This is a genomic window from Mycolicibacterium moriokaense (genome assembly GCF_010726085.1).
GTDB classification, from domain to species: Bacteria; Actinomycetota; Actinomycetes; order Mycobacteriales; family Mycobacteriaceae; genus Mycobacterium; species Mycobacterium moriokaense.
The window spans coordinates 2,344,468-2,359,154 of the sequence record NZ_AP022560.1 but is presented as its reverse complement, the minus strand read 5'-3'; the positions used below and the strand labels follow the sequence as shown (position 1 = coordinate 2,359,154).

General features: G+C 65.0%; 15 protein-coding genes. 6 read left to right on the top strand and 9 right to left on the bottom strand.

The window, feature by feature from the left end; all coding sequences use genetic code 11:
* Positions 1-37 precede the first annotated feature (37 nt).
* The 3 genes from G6N43_RS11590 to G6N43_RS11580 all read right to left on the bottom strand — a co-directional run bounded on the left by G6N43_RS11590 (position 38) and on the right by G6N43_RS11580 (position 2,570).
* Positions 38-541, bottom strand: coding sequence for a hypothetical protein (locus G6N43_RS11590; RefSeq protein WP_083154705.1), 504 nt, complete (start codon positions 539-541; stop codon positions 38-40).
* Positions 538-1,146 (bottom strand): TetR/AcrR family transcriptional regulator, encoded by a 609-nt coding sequence (locus G6N43_RS11585; RefSeq protein WP_179967997.1) that lies wholly within the window; start codon positions 1,144-1,146, stop codon positions 538-540. The genes G6N43_RS11590 and G6N43_RS11585 overlap by 4 nt, the downstream gene beginning before the upstream one ends.
* A 140-nt stretch (positions 1,147-1,286) precedes the next feature.
* Positions 1,287-2,570 carry a cytochrome P450 gene (locus G6N43_RS11580; RefSeq protein ID WP_083154701.1) on the bottom strand — a complete coding sequence of 428 codons (1,284 nt, stop codon included), beginning with the start codon at positions 2,568-2,570 and terminating at the stop codon, positions 1,287-1,289.
* 121 nt (positions 2,571-2,691) lie between these two features.
* On the opposite strand from G6N43_RS11580, the gene G6N43_RS11575 reads away from it, so the two are divergent.
* From G6N43_RS11575 to G6N43_RS11565, 3 genes are all read left to right on the top strand, one after another.
* The gene (locus G6N43_RS11575; RefSeq protein ID WP_083154699.1) at positions 2,692-3,306 is read left to right on the top strand and encodes a TetR/AcrR family transcriptional regulator; all 615 of its coding nucleotides are present in this window, start codon (positions 2,692-2,694) and stop codon (positions 3,304-3,306) included.
* Between the two features lie 116 nt (positions 3,307-3,422).
* Positions 3,423-4,262, top strand: a complete 840-nt coding sequence (locus G6N43_RS11570) for a mycofactocin-coupled SDR family oxidoreductase (protein ID WP_083154697.1) — start codon at positions 3,423-3,425, stop codon at positions 4,260-4,262.
* Positions 4,263-4,267: 5 nt separating this feature from the next.
* A complete protein-coding gene (locus G6N43_RS11565; protein ID WP_083154695.1) occupies positions 4,268-5,191 on the top strand; it encodes a TIGR03619 family F420-dependent LLM class oxidoreductase in 924 nt (307 codons plus the stop codon).
* 53 nt (positions 5,192-5,244) lie between these two features.
* On the opposite strand, the gene G6N43_RS11560 is transcribed toward G6N43_RS11565, so the two are convergent.
* From G6N43_RS11560 to G6N43_RS11535, 6 genes are all read right to left on the bottom strand, one after another.
* Positions 5,245-6,393 (bottom strand): acyl-CoA dehydrogenase family protein, encoded by a 1,149-nt coding sequence (locus G6N43_RS11560; protein ID WP_083154693.1) that lies wholly within the window; start codon positions 6,391-6,393, stop codon positions 5,245-5,247.
* Between the two features lie 40 nt (positions 6,394-6,433).
* Positions 6,434-7,579 (bottom strand): thiolase family protein, encoded by a 1,146-nt coding sequence (locus tag G6N43_RS11555; RefSeq protein WP_083154762.1) that lies wholly within the window; start codon positions 7,577-7,579, stop codon positions 6,434-6,436.
* Positions 7,580-7,581: 2 nt separating this feature from the next.
* Positions 7,582-8,379 (bottom strand): enoyl-CoA hydratase/isomerase family protein, encoded by a 798-nt coding sequence (locus tag G6N43_RS11550; protein ID WP_083154691.1) that lies wholly within the window; start codon positions 8,377-8,379, stop codon positions 7,582-7,584.
* Positions 8,376-9,590: a CaiB/BaiF CoA transferase family protein gene (locus G6N43_RS11545; RefSeq protein ID WP_083154689.1), complete on the bottom strand. Its 1,215-nt coding sequence runs from the start codon at positions 9,588-9,590 to the stop codon at positions 8,376-8,378. The genes G6N43_RS11550 and G6N43_RS11545 overlap by 4 nt, the downstream gene beginning before the upstream one ends.
* A gap of 54 nt (positions 9,591-9,644) precedes the next feature.
* Positions 9,645-10,811: an acyl-CoA dehydrogenase family protein gene (locus G6N43_RS11540; RefSeq protein WP_083154687.1), complete on the bottom strand. Its 1,167-nt coding sequence runs from the start codon at positions 10,809-10,811 to the stop codon at positions 9,645-9,647.
* 94 nt (positions 10,812-10,905) lie between these two features.
* Positions 10,906-12,201: an amidohydrolase family protein gene (locus G6N43_RS11535; RefSeq protein WP_083154685.1), complete on the bottom strand. Its 1,296-nt coding sequence runs from the start codon at positions 12,199-12,201 to the stop codon at positions 10,906-10,908.
* A gap of 260 nt (positions 12,202-12,461) precedes the next feature.
* Between G6N43_RS11535 and G6N43_RS11530 the strand changes: the two genes are divergently transcribed.
* Genes G6N43_RS11530 through G6N43_RS11520 form a run of 3 tightly spaced genes read left to right on the top strand, consistent with a single transcriptional unit; the run spans position 12,462 to position 14,686 of the window.
* Entirely contained in the window at positions 12,462-13,001 is a 540-nt protein-coding gene (locus G6N43_RS11530; protein ID WP_083154760.1) for a carboxymuconolactone decarboxylase family protein, read from the top strand.
* A gap of 7 nt (positions 13,002-13,008) precedes the next feature.
* A complete protein-coding gene (locus G6N43_RS11525; protein ID WP_083154683.1) occupies positions 13,009-14,364 on the top strand; it encodes an aromatic ring-hydroxylating oxygenase subunit alpha in 1,356 nt (451 codons plus the stop codon).
* A complete protein-coding gene (locus tag G6N43_RS11520) occupies positions 14,357-14,686 on the top strand; it encodes a hypothetical protein (protein ID WP_083154681.1) in 330 nt (109 codons plus the stop codon). Before G6N43_RS11525 ends, G6N43_RS11520 begins: the two co-directional genes overlap by 8 nt.
* Position 14,687: the final 1 nt, after the last annotated feature.

Sequence of the window (14,687 nt, the reverse complement as noted above, 5' to 3'; positions counted from 1 at the left end):
GTTCGCGAGCGGTCAGCGCTCCAAAACGCACACAAATCTAGCTGGCGGGGACCAAATCGGCGGCGACCGAGGCCATCAAACCGCAGCGGAAGGTCTCGCTGGCCGTGACGGCGCCGGCATCCGGCGCGTTGGCCGCCGCGAGCGCGCGGGACTTGAAAGCCCGTGCGGCAGCGCTCAAGTGGTGCGAGGCGGAGTCGACGCTGTCGTTCAGATCGGCGGGCAGACTCTCGCCCCACAGTGTCACCTCCGTGGCGCCCTGGTCGAGCGCGTTGCGCACATGGGTGAGCACGCGGGGGTCGCGGTCGACGAGATCGGCCGCGACGGCGACGGTCTGCGGATGGGGCCGGGCCTCCCAGTCTTCCAACACCGACTCGAGATCCAGCGTCTGCGCACCGAGGATGTGCAGCGGCCGCAGATCGTCGGGGTTGGCGACGAGCACGGTGACGTCCCACCCGGCCATCACGCGGTCGTAGATCCAGCCGCCCGCGTAGCGCACCACGTCGAGCACAGTCGGGGCGACGACGTCGAGGCGGTACCTCACATCGGGCTCCGAGGCGACAAGTCGCGTGCCAGAGACTCCGCGTACCCCTTGAACACCTCGGTCAGCGGTATTGAGGGATCGAGTAGCCATAGGGTCTCCATTCCGTTGATAAAGGCGAGGATCTCGACGGCCTTACTGGCCGCATCGACGTCTGGGCGGTACTGGCCGTCGCTTTGGCCACGCTTGATGAGCTCGATGATGATGTTCGCGGCTTCTCGGTAGCGGTTGTGCAACCGGTCGTGCAGCGGCGCATCGGGGGCGATGTTCTCGACCAGCAGGACCGTGAACGTGCCGACCAGTTCGGGTGCGCGGTCGAACCGCTCGGGTACGCGGCTGAGTTCGGTGACCAGGTCGCCGGAGCGATAGTCGGCATGGATCTCGTCGTCGGCGTCGCGGGCGTCGAGCACCGCGTTGAGCAACTGCTCCTTGGATTCGAAGTGGTGCAACAGCCCCGCAGGCGTCACTCCGGCTTCCTTGGCGATCTGCGCCAGCGACGTGTTGCGCCAGCCGTTGCGGGCGAGGAGCCGCTCAGCCACAGCGAGTATCCGCTGCCTGCGATCCTCGCCTTTCGCGAAGAGGCTCGCATAGGGCCGTGGGGCTGACACGGGGCTCCTTCGTTGAACCAACCTAGTGAACACACAGTAGGTAGGTTTGTCTGCTGTGACAAGGGTCTCATCGAAATTGCCTTTGTGACTTGGGCGTGGCTGGTCTCGCTCAGCGTGACCCAGCACGCCGAATCGCCAGGTCAGCTGGTCGCAGGGGTGAATTCGATGTGCAGTTCGGTGAGGCCGCGCAGCAGGAAGGTGGGTTCGTACGCATACCGACGCTCGCCTACGGGGCCGTGCGCGGCCTCGTCGATGGCGATGTTGCGGGTGCGGTCGAGCAGCCGTTGGACGGTGATCCGTCCCTCGACGCGGGCCAACGGGGCTCCGGCGCAGGTGTGGATGCCGCGGCCGAACGCGATGTGTTCACGCACGTTCTTACGGTCCGGTCGGAACTCGTGAGGATCCTCGAACTTCTCCGGATCGCGGTTGGCGGCCCCGAGGCAGAGCATCACCACGGTGCCCGCCGGCAGGTGCACCCCTCCGAGCGTGGTGGTCTTGCGGACCAGCCGGAAGTCGACCTTCGTCGGGGAGTGCATGCGCAACGATTCCTCGATGAACGCCGGAATCCGGTCCGGCTGCTCGCGGAGCAGCTGCTGGTACTCCGGCCGGTCGCCGAGCACCTGCACCGCCGCGCTCAGCAGCTTGGTGACGGTCTCCTGTCCGGCGGCGAACAGGAACGTCGCCGGCTTGACCACCTCCATCAGCTCCGGCGTCGAACCGTCGGGATAGACGGCGGTGGCCATCCCCGAGAGGACGTCATTACGCGGTTCGCGGCGACGCTCGGCGAGATATCCGGCGAACTTGTCGTCGAGGTACTGCAGCGGGTCGGAACCGACCGGCTCGCCGTCGAGAGCTCCCACGCGCGAACCGTCGGGCCGCTCGGCGCCCAGCGCCGCGAGGAACTCCGGTCGATCCTCCTCCGGAACCCCGAGCAGGTCGATGATCGCCGACGTGGCAAAGGGTTTCGCGTACTCCGAGAGGAACTCGCAGCGACCGGCAGAGATGACGTGATCGAGCTGGGTGTCGGCCAGCTGCCATATGTAGTCCTCGTTCTCCTTCAACCGCCGCGGGGTGAGCAGCTTGGCGAGCAGTGACCGAGCCCGCTCATGGGCAGGCGGATCCATCACGACCATGTGCTCGTAGATCGGAAACAGGTGACGGTGCGCCTCGATCTGCTCGGAGATGTCGTCACCCTCCGGGGTGAACGGCAACGGTGGGAACGGTCCCCCGATGGCGTTCACGGCGGAGAACGACTCGTGATCCTTGAACGCGGCCATCACTTCCCGATAGCCCGTCACGGCGACGACGCCGTAGTTCGGCTCCCTGAACACCGGACCTTGCGAGCGCAGGTAATCCCAGTACTCGTAGGGGTCCTGACTGATCGCCTGGTCGGAGAAGTAGTCGACAGACGCGAGATCAGTCATGCGTATCGGTCTCCCTCTGAAGTCCGGAGCAATATTTGATCGATCGATCAAACTGATAATATGCGACATGCGTACCATGGACCGCGAAACCCGGTCAAGCAATCGAGCTGGGGGCCGCTGAATGCCTGGTTCCAAGACCCGCAAGCCCGCTGACACCGGCGCACGGCAGCGCCTCATCGAGGCGACCGCGAAGATCATGCGCGACGAAGGCTACGCGGCGGCGACCTCTCGCCGGGTAGCCACCGAGGCCGGCGTCAAACAGGCGCTGGTCTACTACTACTTCCCCACGATGGACGACCTCTTCGTGGAGGTGCTGCGCTCCGGCGCCGAAGCCTCGTTGGAGAACATGCGCGCCGCGCTTACCGACGACGATCCCTTGCACACGCTGTGGCTGATCAACAGCGATTCCCGGATGACCGGCCTGAACACCGAATTCATGGCCCTGGCCAACCACCGCAAGGCAATTCGCACGGAACTGAAGGCGTACGCGGAGCGGGTACGGGACATCGAGACCGCGGCGGTGACGGTCGCACTGCGCGCCAAGGGCGTCGACCTCGACGACTACCCACCGATCGCTGTCTCGATGCTCATCGCACAGATCGCGCGCAGCCTCTGCAACGAGGACACGGTCGGCGTCACGCTCGGCCACGACCAGATGCGTGCGTTCATGGAGCGCTGGATGAATCTGCTGACCGATCCGCAGGGCGTAGCCGCACCGCCGACGGCGCGAACCTAGTCCTCCGCACCCGTCCGTGTTCGCGGGCGGGCGGATTGATGGTTGACACCCGTCGGGATCAGTGCCACGCTCCTGATCGATCGACAAATTCTGATCTAACTAAGCGAGGTGGCGACATGGGTGGGCGAGTCGAGGGGAAGGTCGCGTTCATCAGCGGCGCGGCACGTGGTCAGGGCCGTAGTCACGCGGTGCGGCTCGCCGAGGAGGGCGCCGACATCATCGCGGTCGACGTGTGCAAGCGAATCAGCAGCCAGACCGATATCCCCGCCGCGACTCCCGACGATCTGGCCGAGACCGCCGATCTGGTGAAAAACCTGAACCGACGCATCGTCACCGCCGAGGTCGACGTGCGTGACTATGACGCGCTCAAGTCCGTCGTCGACAGCGGCGTCGAACAACTCGGACGCTTGGACATCGTCGTCGCCAACGCGGGCATCGGCAACGGCGGGGCGACGCTGGACAAGACCAGCGAAGACGACTGGACCGACATGATCGACGTCAACCTGGCGGGTGTCTGGAAGACCGTGAAAGCCGCTGTCCCCCATCTGTTGTCGGGAGGCCGGGGCGGTTCGATCATCCTCACCAGCTCGGTGGGCGGCCTGAAGGCGTATCCCCACACCGGTCACTACATCGCCGCCAAGCACGGCGTGATCGGCCTGATGCGCACGTTCGCCGTCGAACTCGGACAACACTCGATCCGCGTCAACGCCGTCTGCCCCACCAATGTGAACACACCGCTGTTCATGAACGAGGGCACGATGAAGCTCTTCCGTCCGGATCTGGAGAACCCGGGCCCCGACGACCTCGCCGTCGCCGCGCAGTTCATGCACGTGCTTCCCGTCGGTTGGGTCGAGCCGGTCGATGTCAGCAATGCGGTGCTGTTCCTGGCCTCCGACGAATCCCGTTACATCACGGGCCTTCCCGTCACGGTCGATGCGGGAAGCATGCTTAAGTAGCGCGTGTGAAGCTCGTCTTCAATCTCCCCCACATGCTGCGGCTCCCAGCGATGTCGCAGCCGTGGGAGGCGTCCGTCACCGGCTCCGACCAGACTCGGATGGCCAAGTGCGCCGACGAGTGGGGATACGACATGATCGCCGTCCCAGAGCACTTCGTGATCCCGCGTGAGCACGTCGAATTGTCCGGGCCGCATTATCTGCAATCCACTGTGGCCCAGGCATACCTCGCCGGGGCGACCGAACGGATAGCGCTCAACTCCTGTATCACGGTGCTGCCGCTGCAACATCCGATCGTCCTCGCCAAGGCACTCGCCACCGCCGACTGGATGAGCAGCGGCAGGATGATGGTCACGTTCGGCGTGGGCTGGCTCCAGGGGGAGTTCGACCTGCTCGGCGTCCCATTCCATGAGCGTGGCCGCATCGCCGACGAGTACCTGGCGGCGATCGTCGAATTGTGGACGAGCGATTTCCCGAGTTTCGAGGGCAAGTACGTCTCGTTCGACGACATCGCGTTCGAGCCCAAGCCAATTCAGAAGCCACACCTGCCCATCTGGATAGGCGGCGACGCCGATGCCGCGTTGCGCAGGGCGGCGAAGTACGCGACGGGGTGGTGGTCGTTTTTGACTCCACCCGAGCAGATCGCCGAGCGCATCGACTTCATCAAGTCTCAGCCGACCTACGACGGCCGGCCCTTCGATGTGATGCACGGTCTAGGCACGAATCGGGTCGGCGAGGGTCACGTGGCACGCGAAGATCCCCACGCCCGCCCGGGAATGAGCGCGGCCGAGATCGTGGACGAGTTGAGTTGGCTCGGCGAACAGGGCGTGACCGTCAGTGCGGTACCGCTCCCACCCGTTTCGGGTGTCGACGAGTACCTCGACTATGCGCAATGGGTGATCGAGGACGTCAAACCCCAGCTCCCCCAGTGATTTCGGCGTGCTTGGTCTCGCTCAGCGAGACTCAGCACGCCGAAATCGCAAACTCAAAGGCCGAGTGACTTGGCGATGATCACCTTCATCACCTCGCTGGTACCCGCATAGATCCGGGCCACGCGCGCATCGGTATAGAGCCGCGCGATCGGATACTCCATCATGTAGCCGTATCCGCCGAACAGCTGCAGGCAGCGGTCCACCACGCGCTGCTGCATCTCGGTGCAGAACAGCTTCACCCGGGCGGCGTCGGCGGCCGACAGCTCACCCTCGACGTGCAGCGACACCGCCCGGTCGAGCATCGCCTGGGCCGCCTCGACCTCAGTCGAGCAGGCCGCCAGCTCGAACTTCGTGTTCTGGAACGACGCCACCGGGGTGCCGAATGCCTTGCGGTTCTTGGTGTAGTCGATCGCCGCCGCTATCGCTGAACGTGCCTGCGCCACCGATCCGACGGCCACCGTGAGCCGTTCCTGCGGCAGGTTGTGGCCGAGGTAGCCGAACGCCTCGCCAACTTCACCCAGGACGTTGGCGTTCGGCACGCGGACGTCGACGAACGACAGCTCCGCGGTGTCCTGGACCTTGCAGCCCATCTTCTCCAGCTCACGACCACGGGTGAACCCGGGCATGCCGTCCTCGACGACGAACAGCGTCAACCCTTTTCGCCGGTTATCCGGGTCGGTCGACGTGCGCGCCACGACGATCACCAGGTCGGCCTGCATGCCGCCGGTGATGAAGGTCTTGGCGCCGTTGAGGATCCAGTCGTCACCGTCGCGCACCGCGCTGGTGCGCATGCCGGCCAGGTCGGACCCGGTACCGGGTTCGGTCATCGCGACGGCGGTCAGCAGCGTGCCCGCGGCCAGTCCGGGGAACCAGCGCTTGCGCTGTTCCTCGTTCGCGTAGTGCAGGAAGTACGGCAGGATCACCTCGAGCTGCGTGCGCACCGTCGACAGCGTCACCAGCGCCCGCGCCGCCTCCTCCTGCAAGACCACGTTGTAGCGGTAATCGGGTGCACCACCACCGCCGTACTCCTCGGGGATGGCCATTCCGAGCATGCCGAGCGAGCCCATGTGCTTGAAGACGTCGCGAGGCATGCGTCCGCCCTTCTCCCACTCCGGGTAGTGCGGAACCACCTCCTTCTCGACGAAATGGCGGGCCAACTCGCGGAAGGCTTCGTGGTCTTCGGTGAACAGGTCTCTGCGCACGCGATATGTCCGATCTATGTAGTGAGTTCTGCTTCCATCGCTACGCGATGAGTTCTACCAGCGTGGCGTTGGCGGTGCCGCCGCCCTCGCACATGGTCTGCAGCCCGAAGCGAATTCCGTTGTCGCGCATGTGGTTGAGCATGCGCGTCATCAGCACCGCCCCCGAGGCCCCGAGCGGATGACCGAGCGCGATCGCCCCGCCGAGCGGGTTGAGTTTCGCCTCATCGGCGCCCGTTTCGGCCAGCCAGGCCAACGGCACCGGCGCGAACGCTTCGTTGACCTCGAAGACACCGACTTCGTCGAGCGTGACGCCCGCCTTGTGCAGCACCTTCTCGGTGGCGGGAATCGGACCCGTCAGCATCAGCACCGGGTCGGCCCCGGTGACCGCACCGGCGCGATAGCTGGCGATCGGCCGCAGTCCCATCGCCAGGGCATTCTCGGCGGCCATCACCAAAAGCGCGGCGGCGCCGTCGGAGATCTGCGACGAGTTACCCGCGTGGATGACGCCGTCCTCCTTGAACGCCGGCTTGAGTCCGGCCAGCTTCTCGACGGTGGTCCCCCGCCGCACCCCTTCGTCGGCGACGACGGGCTCGCCGTCGGTGAAGACGGGCATGATCTGGGTCTCGAACGCGCCGCTGTCCTGTGCGGCCGCCGCCAGCTCATGGGAGCGCACCGAGTACTCGTCGAGCCGGGTCCGCGAGAAGCCCCACTTCTGAGCGATCATCTCCGCGGAGATGCCCTGGTTGAACGAGAAATCGCCATACCGCTCAAGGACTTTGGGGCCGTACGGCATGCCGGTGGAACGGGCCGCCCCCAGCGGCACCCGGCTCATCACCTCGACGCCACCCGCGACGACGACGTCCTGCTGACCCGACATCACCGCCTGCACCGCGAAGTCGAGTGCCTGCTGGCTCGAACCGCAGGCGCGGTTGACCGTCGTACCGGGGATGTGCTCGGGCCAGCCCGCCGCCAGCACCGAATAGCGGCCGATGTTGCTGGACTGATCGCCCACCTGTGAGACGCAGCCCCACACCACGTCGTCGACGATCTCGGGGTCCACCCCGGCCCGCTCCATCAGCGCGTTGAGGACGATCGCGGACAGGTCTGCGGCGTGAATCTCCGACAGTCCGCCGTTGCGCTTCCCGACGGGGGTGCGCACCGCCTCGACGATGACTGCTTCGCGCATCTTCACTTCTCCGATCTTGGTACTGCCCATTGGCCGGTGAACGTCGCATCGCGCTTCTGCGCGAATGCGGCATACGCCTCCGTTGAGTCTGCAGTGGCGAAATTTCCCGGTTGCGCTCGGGCCTCGTTGGCGAGCGCTTCGCGCAGTGTCGCGTTGGCGCCGTCGTTGAGCAGGGCCTTGCTCTGCGCCAGCGCGACGGGCGGGCCTGCGGCGAGACGGCCCGCGAGGTCGGCGACGAACCCGTCGATCTCGTCGGCCGCCTTGACCCAGGTGACGAGGCCCATCGACCGCGCCTCCTCCGCGTCGATCATGTCGGCCAGTAGCACCAGCCGTTTGGCCTGCTGCAGGCCCACGAGCTTGGGCAGCAGCCAGGACCCGCCGAGATCGACCGACAAGCCGCGCTTGGAGAAGATCTGGCAGAACCGCGACTCGGGCGTCGCGACGACGAGGTCGCAGCCGAGCGCCAGGTTCCAGCCCGCGCCGACGGCCACGCCGTTCACCTTCGCAATCGTCGGGACAGTCAGCTCATGCAGCGCGAGCGCCACCTCGGTCAGCCGGCGCAGCTTGTGCCGCGGATGGATGTCCTCACCCGTGGAGATGTCGGCGCCGGAGCAGAACGCCCCGCCCGCACCTGTGATCACCAACGCGCGCAACTCGGTGTCTCGCGCGGCGGCGCGTAGGGCGTCGGCCAGCTCCTCCCACAACTGCGCGTTGATCGCGTTCTTGCGGTCGGGCCGGTTCAGCGTCAGCGTGCGGACCCCGTCGCGGTCCTCGCGCAACAGCACCTGGTCTTCGCTCACGGGTATGCCGGTCCGATCACGCCGTCGGCCCGTAGCCGACTGAGTTCCTCTGCGGTCAAACCCAATTCGCTCAGGACGGCGTCGGTGTGCTCGCCGAGCCCGGGTATCGCGCCCATCGGCTGTTCGAACCCGCTGATGACCGGCGGCGGCCGCAGCGCCTGGATGTCGCCCACCGGCGTGGCCACCGTGCGCCACCGATCGCGCGCGGTCAGGTGCGGGTGCGCGACGACCTCGCTGGGCAGGTTGTAGCGGGAATTGCCGATGCCCGCAGCGTCGGCGATCTTCTGAATCTCGGCCAGATCGTACTGGGCACACCAGGATCGGATGGCCTCGTCGAGGATCTCCCGGTGTTCGCAACGCCCCGGATTGGTGGCGAAGCGTCGATCGTCGGCGAGGTCGGGCCGGTCGATGATCTCGCGGGCGACGCGCTGCCATTCGCGGTCGTTCGTCGTCCCCAGCACCACGGTCTGACCGTCACGGGTCGGGTATGCCCCGTAGGGCGCAACCGCGGGTGAGCCGACGCCGAGAGGCTCCTGGTCGATGCCCGAATGCTGGGTGTAGGTCAGCGCGTAACCCATGACATCGGTCATCACGTCGAACAGGCTCAGTTCGACCGCGGGGGCCGCGGCACCGTCGTGGCGTCTCCCCCGCGCGAACAACAGCGCCAGAATGGAGATCGCGGCGTACAGGCCCGTCGTGAAGTCGGCGACCGCAGGCCCGGGTTTGGCAGGCATACCCGGGTAGCCGGTGACGGCACATGAGCCCGACTCCGCCTGCACCAGAAGGTCATACGCGCGCTTGTGCGAGATCGGACCGCCGGGGCCGTAACCGTCGATCTCGACGGGGATGACATTGGGGTGACGGACCGCCAGATCGGCCGCCGAGATTCCCATCCTGGCCGTCGATCCCGGCGCGAGATTCGATACGAAGGCGTCGGCGCGGTCGAGAAGCCGGTGCAGCAGGTCCAGCCCCTCCGGCGATTTCGTGTTGAGAGTGACCGACTCCTTGCCGCGGTTACACCACACGAAGTGTGCGGCCATCCCGCCGGGACCGTTGACGACGTCGTCGTAGGCGCGAGCGAAGTCGCCGCCATTGGGGTTCTCCACTTTGATCACGCGGGCACCGAAGTCGGCGAGCACGCGGGTGCACATCGGAGCGGCAACGGCCTGCTCCATCGCTACGACGGTCACGCCCGCCAACGGCGCATTCATGTGACTACATAACCATTCCGCCGTCGACCGGCAACAGATGCCCGGTTAGGACCATCAGTAGCTTCTCGGCATTCCGAGAACGTGCTCGCCGAGGAAGTTCAGGATCATCTCCTGGCTGACGGGCGCGATCTTCATCAGCCGCGACTCGCGGAAATACCGTGAGACGTGGTACTCCTCGGAGTAGCCCATGCCGCCGTGCAGCTGCAGAGCGCGATCGGCGGCGCCGAAACCGGCGTCGGCACAAAGGTATTTGGCGGTGTTGGCCTCGCGCCCGCAGGGCTTGCCGTTGTCGTAGAGCCACGTGGCCTTGCGCAGCACGAGCTCAGCCGCGTCAAGGCGGGCAAGGGAATCCGCGAGCGGGAATTGCAGTCCCTGGTTCATGCCGATGGGCCGGTTGAACACCACGCGCTCGTTGCCGTACTTGACGGCCTTCTCGAGTGCGACGCGTCCGATTCCCAGCGCTTCGGCGGCGATCAGCATCCGCTCCGGGTTCAACCCGTCGAGGATGTACTTGAACCCCTTGCCTTCCTCGCCGACCCGATCGCCGACGGGGACGACGAGATCGTCGATGAACACCTCGTTGCTGCTGACGGCGTTGCGGCCCATCTTCTTGATCGGCCGGATGTCGACGTGGTCGCGGTTCAGATCCGTCAGGAACAGCGTCATGCCGTCGGTCTTCTTGGTGACCTGGTCGTACGGCGTGGTCCGGGTGAGCAGCAGGATCTTCTCGGACTCCTGCGCTTTGGAGATCCACACCTTGCGGCCGTTGATCCGGTACTTGTCCCCCTCGCGCTTCGCGAACGTCGTGATACGCGAGGTGTCCAGCCCGGCAGTCGGTTCGGTGACGCCGAAGCAGACGTGCAGATCGCCGTTGACGATGCGCGGCAGCGTTGCGGCCTTCAGTTCGTCGGAGCCGTGCTTGACGACGGGCTGCATGCCGAAGATGGTCAGGTGGATGGCGCTGGCGCCGTTCATCGCCGCGCCGGACCGCGCGACCTCCTCGAGTAGCAGCGTGGCCTCGGTGATGCCCAACCCGTGTCCGCCGTACTCCTCGGGGATGGTCATGCCCAACCACCCGCCGGAGGCGATCGCGTCGTAGAACTCCTGCGGGAATTCGTGCGCAAGGTCTTTCCGCATCCAGTACTCGTCGTCGAACTTGCTGCACAGCTCGGCGACGGCCTGACGAATGGTCTGCTGATCCTCGCTCAGCTCGAAACTCATACCGCCGGACACGTGCTCTCCTCTATTGCATGGCGATTTCGGCGTGCTAAGTCTCGCTGAGCGTTACCTGGCACGCCGAAATCGCTGTGGGGACTCAGTCTTTGTTGCCCGTCAATTCCTTGGCCTTGGCCGCGAAGTCACCGAACGTGGCGCCGGTCTTCTCCTTCTTCGACAGCGCCTGGATGGACACGTCGTGACCCTCGGCCGCCTTGCGCAGCGCGCCGACGGTCGCCTGCTCCTTGGTCATATGGGTGAACGGATCCCAGTGGTACCACCGCATGGCGTTCTCGTAGGTCATCTTGTTGATCTCGTCGTCGGGCACGTTGTTGGCCTTCAGCACCTCATCGAGCTGCTCGGGCGCACCGGGCCACATCGAGTCGCTGTGCGGGTAGTCGGCTTCCCAGCAGATGTTCTCGACGCCGATCTGATGACGTGTCGTCACCCCCACCGGGTCGGCGATGAAGCAGGTCAGGAAGTGATCCCGGAACACCTCGGAAGGCAGCTTGCCCTTGAAGTCCTGGCCCGTCCACGTCGAGTGCATCTCATAGGTGCGGTCCACCCGCTCCAGGAAATACGGAATCCAGCCGGTGCCGCCCTCGGACAACGCGATCTTCAGCGTCGGGTACTCCTTGATCGGCCGAGACCACAGCAGGTCCGCGGCGGCCTGCACGATGTTCATCGGCTGCAGGGTGATCATCACGTCCATCGGCGCGTCCGGGGCGGTGATCGCCAGCCGACCCGACGACCCGATGTGCACGTTGAGCACGGTCTCGGTGTCGACGAGCGCGTCCCACATCGGCTTCCAGTGGTCGAAGTCGTGGAAGCTGGGATAGCCCATCGCCGAAGGGTTCTCGGTGAACGTCAGCGAGTGCACACCGCGCGCCGCGTTGCGGCGGATCTCCTTGGCGCAGGCCTCCGGATCCCAGATCACCGGCAGCGTCATCGGGATGAACCGCGCCGGGTACGCCCCGCACCACTCCTCGACGTGCCAGTCGTTGTAGGCCTGCACCAGAGCCAAGGAGAACTCCGGGTCCTCGGTGGCGAACAGTCGCCCGGCGAAACCGGGGAACGACGGGAAGCACATCGAGCCGAGAATGCCGCCGGCGTTCATGTCCTTGACCCGCTCGTCGACCTGCCAGCAGCCCGGCCGGATCTCGTCGAGACCCTGCGGCTCCAGGCCGTACTCCTCCTTGGGCCGGCCGGCCACCGCGTTCAACGCGACGTTCGGGATGACGACGTCGCGGAACTGCCAGGTGTCCGACCCATCGGGGTTGTGCACCAACCGCGGCGCCTCGTCGAGGTACTTCTTCGGCAGATGATTCTTGAACATGTCAGGCGGTTCGACGATGTGATCATCAACGCTGATCAGGATCATGTCTTCTTTGTTCATGCCTGTTCCCTCCGTCGAAACCTGTGATGGCACCGACACTAGTTGCCCAGTGGTGTTCTCTATCTCAGGAAACTAGCTTCTCTTGCGGCGAGAATCAATGTCCGAAAGCGTCCGCATGGCCTTCTTGCTGCACCGTTGGCGCTAAGTGACAGCTCGCTGACCGGCACATCCGACGTTCGGGATTGACCATCTGAAGGAAAGGTGGAAATCTATTGGCGAAATATGAGAATCTAATTCTCGTGAACGAGAGGAAGCCGTCGGTGCGTGTCTCGCCGCTCCCCGCTGACCAGTGGGATGACGCCGTCGACCGTGCGCTGTCGAACATGCCGATCGAGCGCCGCAACCCGGAGGCCGCGGGCAACCTCGTCGCGACACTCGTCCGCCACCCCAAGCTGACCCGGGCGTTCCTGCGCTTCAACTTCCACTTGCTCTACGGGTCGACGCTGCCGGAACGGTTGCGCGAGCTGGCGGTGCTGCGCGTCGCCCACCGGCGCCACTGCGAGTACGAATGGCGCCACCACGTCCGCATGGGCGGCGAGGCGGGCCTGACCCCCGAGGTCATCGAGGGTATCCAGCGCGGTGAGGCGGCCGACGCACTCGACCGCGCGGTCATCGCGGCCGTGGATGAGCTCGAGGACGACTCGGTGATCTCCGACGCCACCTGGGCGGCGCTCTCGGAGCACCTCGACGAGCGCCAACGGATGGATCTCGTCTTCACCATCGGCTGCTATGGCGCACTCGCCATGGCTATCAACACGTTCGGTGTCGAACCCGACGCAGAAGAACACGCAGAGAGGTAGACAAACCGTGGCATTTTTCCCCAAGCCGGCGGCGGGCAGTTGGACTGAGAACTGGCCCGAACTGGGAACGGCGCCGGTCGATTACACCGATTCGATCGATCCCGAGCAGTGGAAGCTCGAACAGCAGGCCATCTTCCGCAAGTGCTGGCTCAACGTCGGACGCGTGGAGCGACTCCCCAAGAAGGGCAGCTACTTCACCAAGGAGATGCCGTCCGCCGGCAAGGGCACGTCGGTCATCATCGTCAAGGACAAGCAGGAGAAGGTTCGCGCCTTCTACAACCTGTGCCGCCACCGCGGAAACAAGCTGGTGTGGAACGACTATCCGGGTGACGAGGTGTCGGGCACCTGCCGTCAGTTCACCTGCAAGTACCACGCCTGGCGCTACAGCCTCGAGGGTGACCTCACCTTCGTGCAGCAGGAGGACGAGTTCTTCGACCTCGACAAGGGCGACTACGGACTGGTGCCCGTGCGCTGCGAGGTGTGGGAAGGCTTCATCTTCATCAACTTCGACAACGACGCCGAGCCGTTGACCGACTATCTCGGTGAATTCGCGAAGGGTCTGGAGGGCTATCCCTTCCATGAGATGACCGAAACCTACAGCTACCGAGCCGAAGTCAACGCCAACTGGAAGCTGTTCATCGACGCGTTCGTCGAGTTCTACCACGCGCCGATCCTGCACATGAAGCAGGCGGTCAAGGAGGAAGCCGAGAAGCTCGCGAGCTACGGTTTCGAGGCGCTGCACTACGACATCAAAGGTCAGCACTCGATGATCTCGTCCTGGGGCGGCATGAGCCCGCCGAAGGACGAGAACATGGTCAAGCCGATCGAGCGGGTGCTGCACAGCGGGCTGTTCGGCCCGTGGGACCGGCCGAAGATCAAGGGCATCCTGCCCGACGAGTTGCCACCGGCGGTCAACCCGTCGCGCCACCACGCGTGGGGTCAGGACTCGTTCGAGTTCTTTCCCAACTTCACCCTGCTGCTGTGGGCGCCGGGCTGGTACCTCACCTACCACTACTGGCCTACCGATGTGGACAAGCACATCTTCGAGTGCACCCTGTACTTCGTGCCGGCCACCAACACCCGCGAACGGCTCGCCCACGAGCTCGCGGCGGTCACGTTCAAGGAGTATGCGTTCCAGGACGCCAACACGCTGGAGGCCACCCAGACACAGATCGGCACCCGGGTCGTCACCGACTTCCCGTTGTGCGATCAGGAGATTCTGCTGCGTCACCTGCACAAGACGGCATGGGATTACGTCAACGCGTACAAGAAGGAAAAGGGCCTGACCAACGGCGATACCAACGGTGACGCCAATGGTCACGCCACGTCGAACGCCAGCAAGAAGGACGCCATCAATGCCTAAGTTGCCACCAGAGTTCGCCGACCTGGAACGCTTCACCGATTGGTGCCTGCCCAACGAGGAAGACCGCTATCAGAAGCGACTGGCCTCCTCCATGGAGGAGTTGCAGGAGTTCTACGACGCAGCCTTTCCGCGCCTGGAGGCAGTCATGGAATACTGCGATGCCAGGTTCCCGCTGGACGGAATGCCCGACGATGCAAAGGCTCTCATTCACATGATGCAGTCGCTGGTCAACGTGTCGTTCCCCATCGAGGTGTGGAAGCAGCCCCGCGTGCTCGACAGCGGCGCCACCTACATCACCTGTATCAAGGAGCCGGTGGTCTGAC

Coding starts and splice junctions, on each gene's coding strand:
- G6N43_RS11575 (WP_083154699.1), top strand. CDS start 2,692: ATGCCTGGTTCCAAGACCCGCAAGCCCGCTGACACCGGCGCACGGCAG.
- G6N43_RS11580 (WP_083154701.1), bottom strand. CDS start 2,570: ATGACTGATCTCGCGTCTGTCGACTACTTCTCCGACCAGGCGATCAGT.
- G6N43_RS11535 (WP_083154685.1), bottom strand. CDS start 12,201: ATGAACAAAGAAGACATGATCCTGATCAGCGTTGATGATCACATCGTC.
- G6N43_RS11555 (WP_083154762.1), bottom strand. CDS start 7,579: ATGCGCGAAGCAGTCATCGTCGAGGCGGTGCGCACCCCCGTCGGGAAG.
- G6N43_RS11570 (WP_083154697.1), top strand. CDS start 3,423: ATGGGTGGGCGAGTCGAGGGGAAGGTCGCGTTCATCAGCGGCGCGGCA.
- G6N43_RS11520 (WP_083154681.1), top strand. CDS start 14,357: ATGCCTAAGTTGCCACCAGAGTTCGCCGACCTGGAACGCTTCACCGAT.
- G6N43_RS11540 (WP_083154687.1), bottom strand. CDS start 10,811: ATGAGTTTCGAGCTGAGCGAGGATCAGCAGACCATTCGTCAGGCCGTC.
- G6N43_RS11545 (WP_083154689.1), bottom strand. CDS start 9,590: ATGAATGCGCCGTTGGCGGGCGTGACCGTCGTAGCGATGGAGCAGGCC.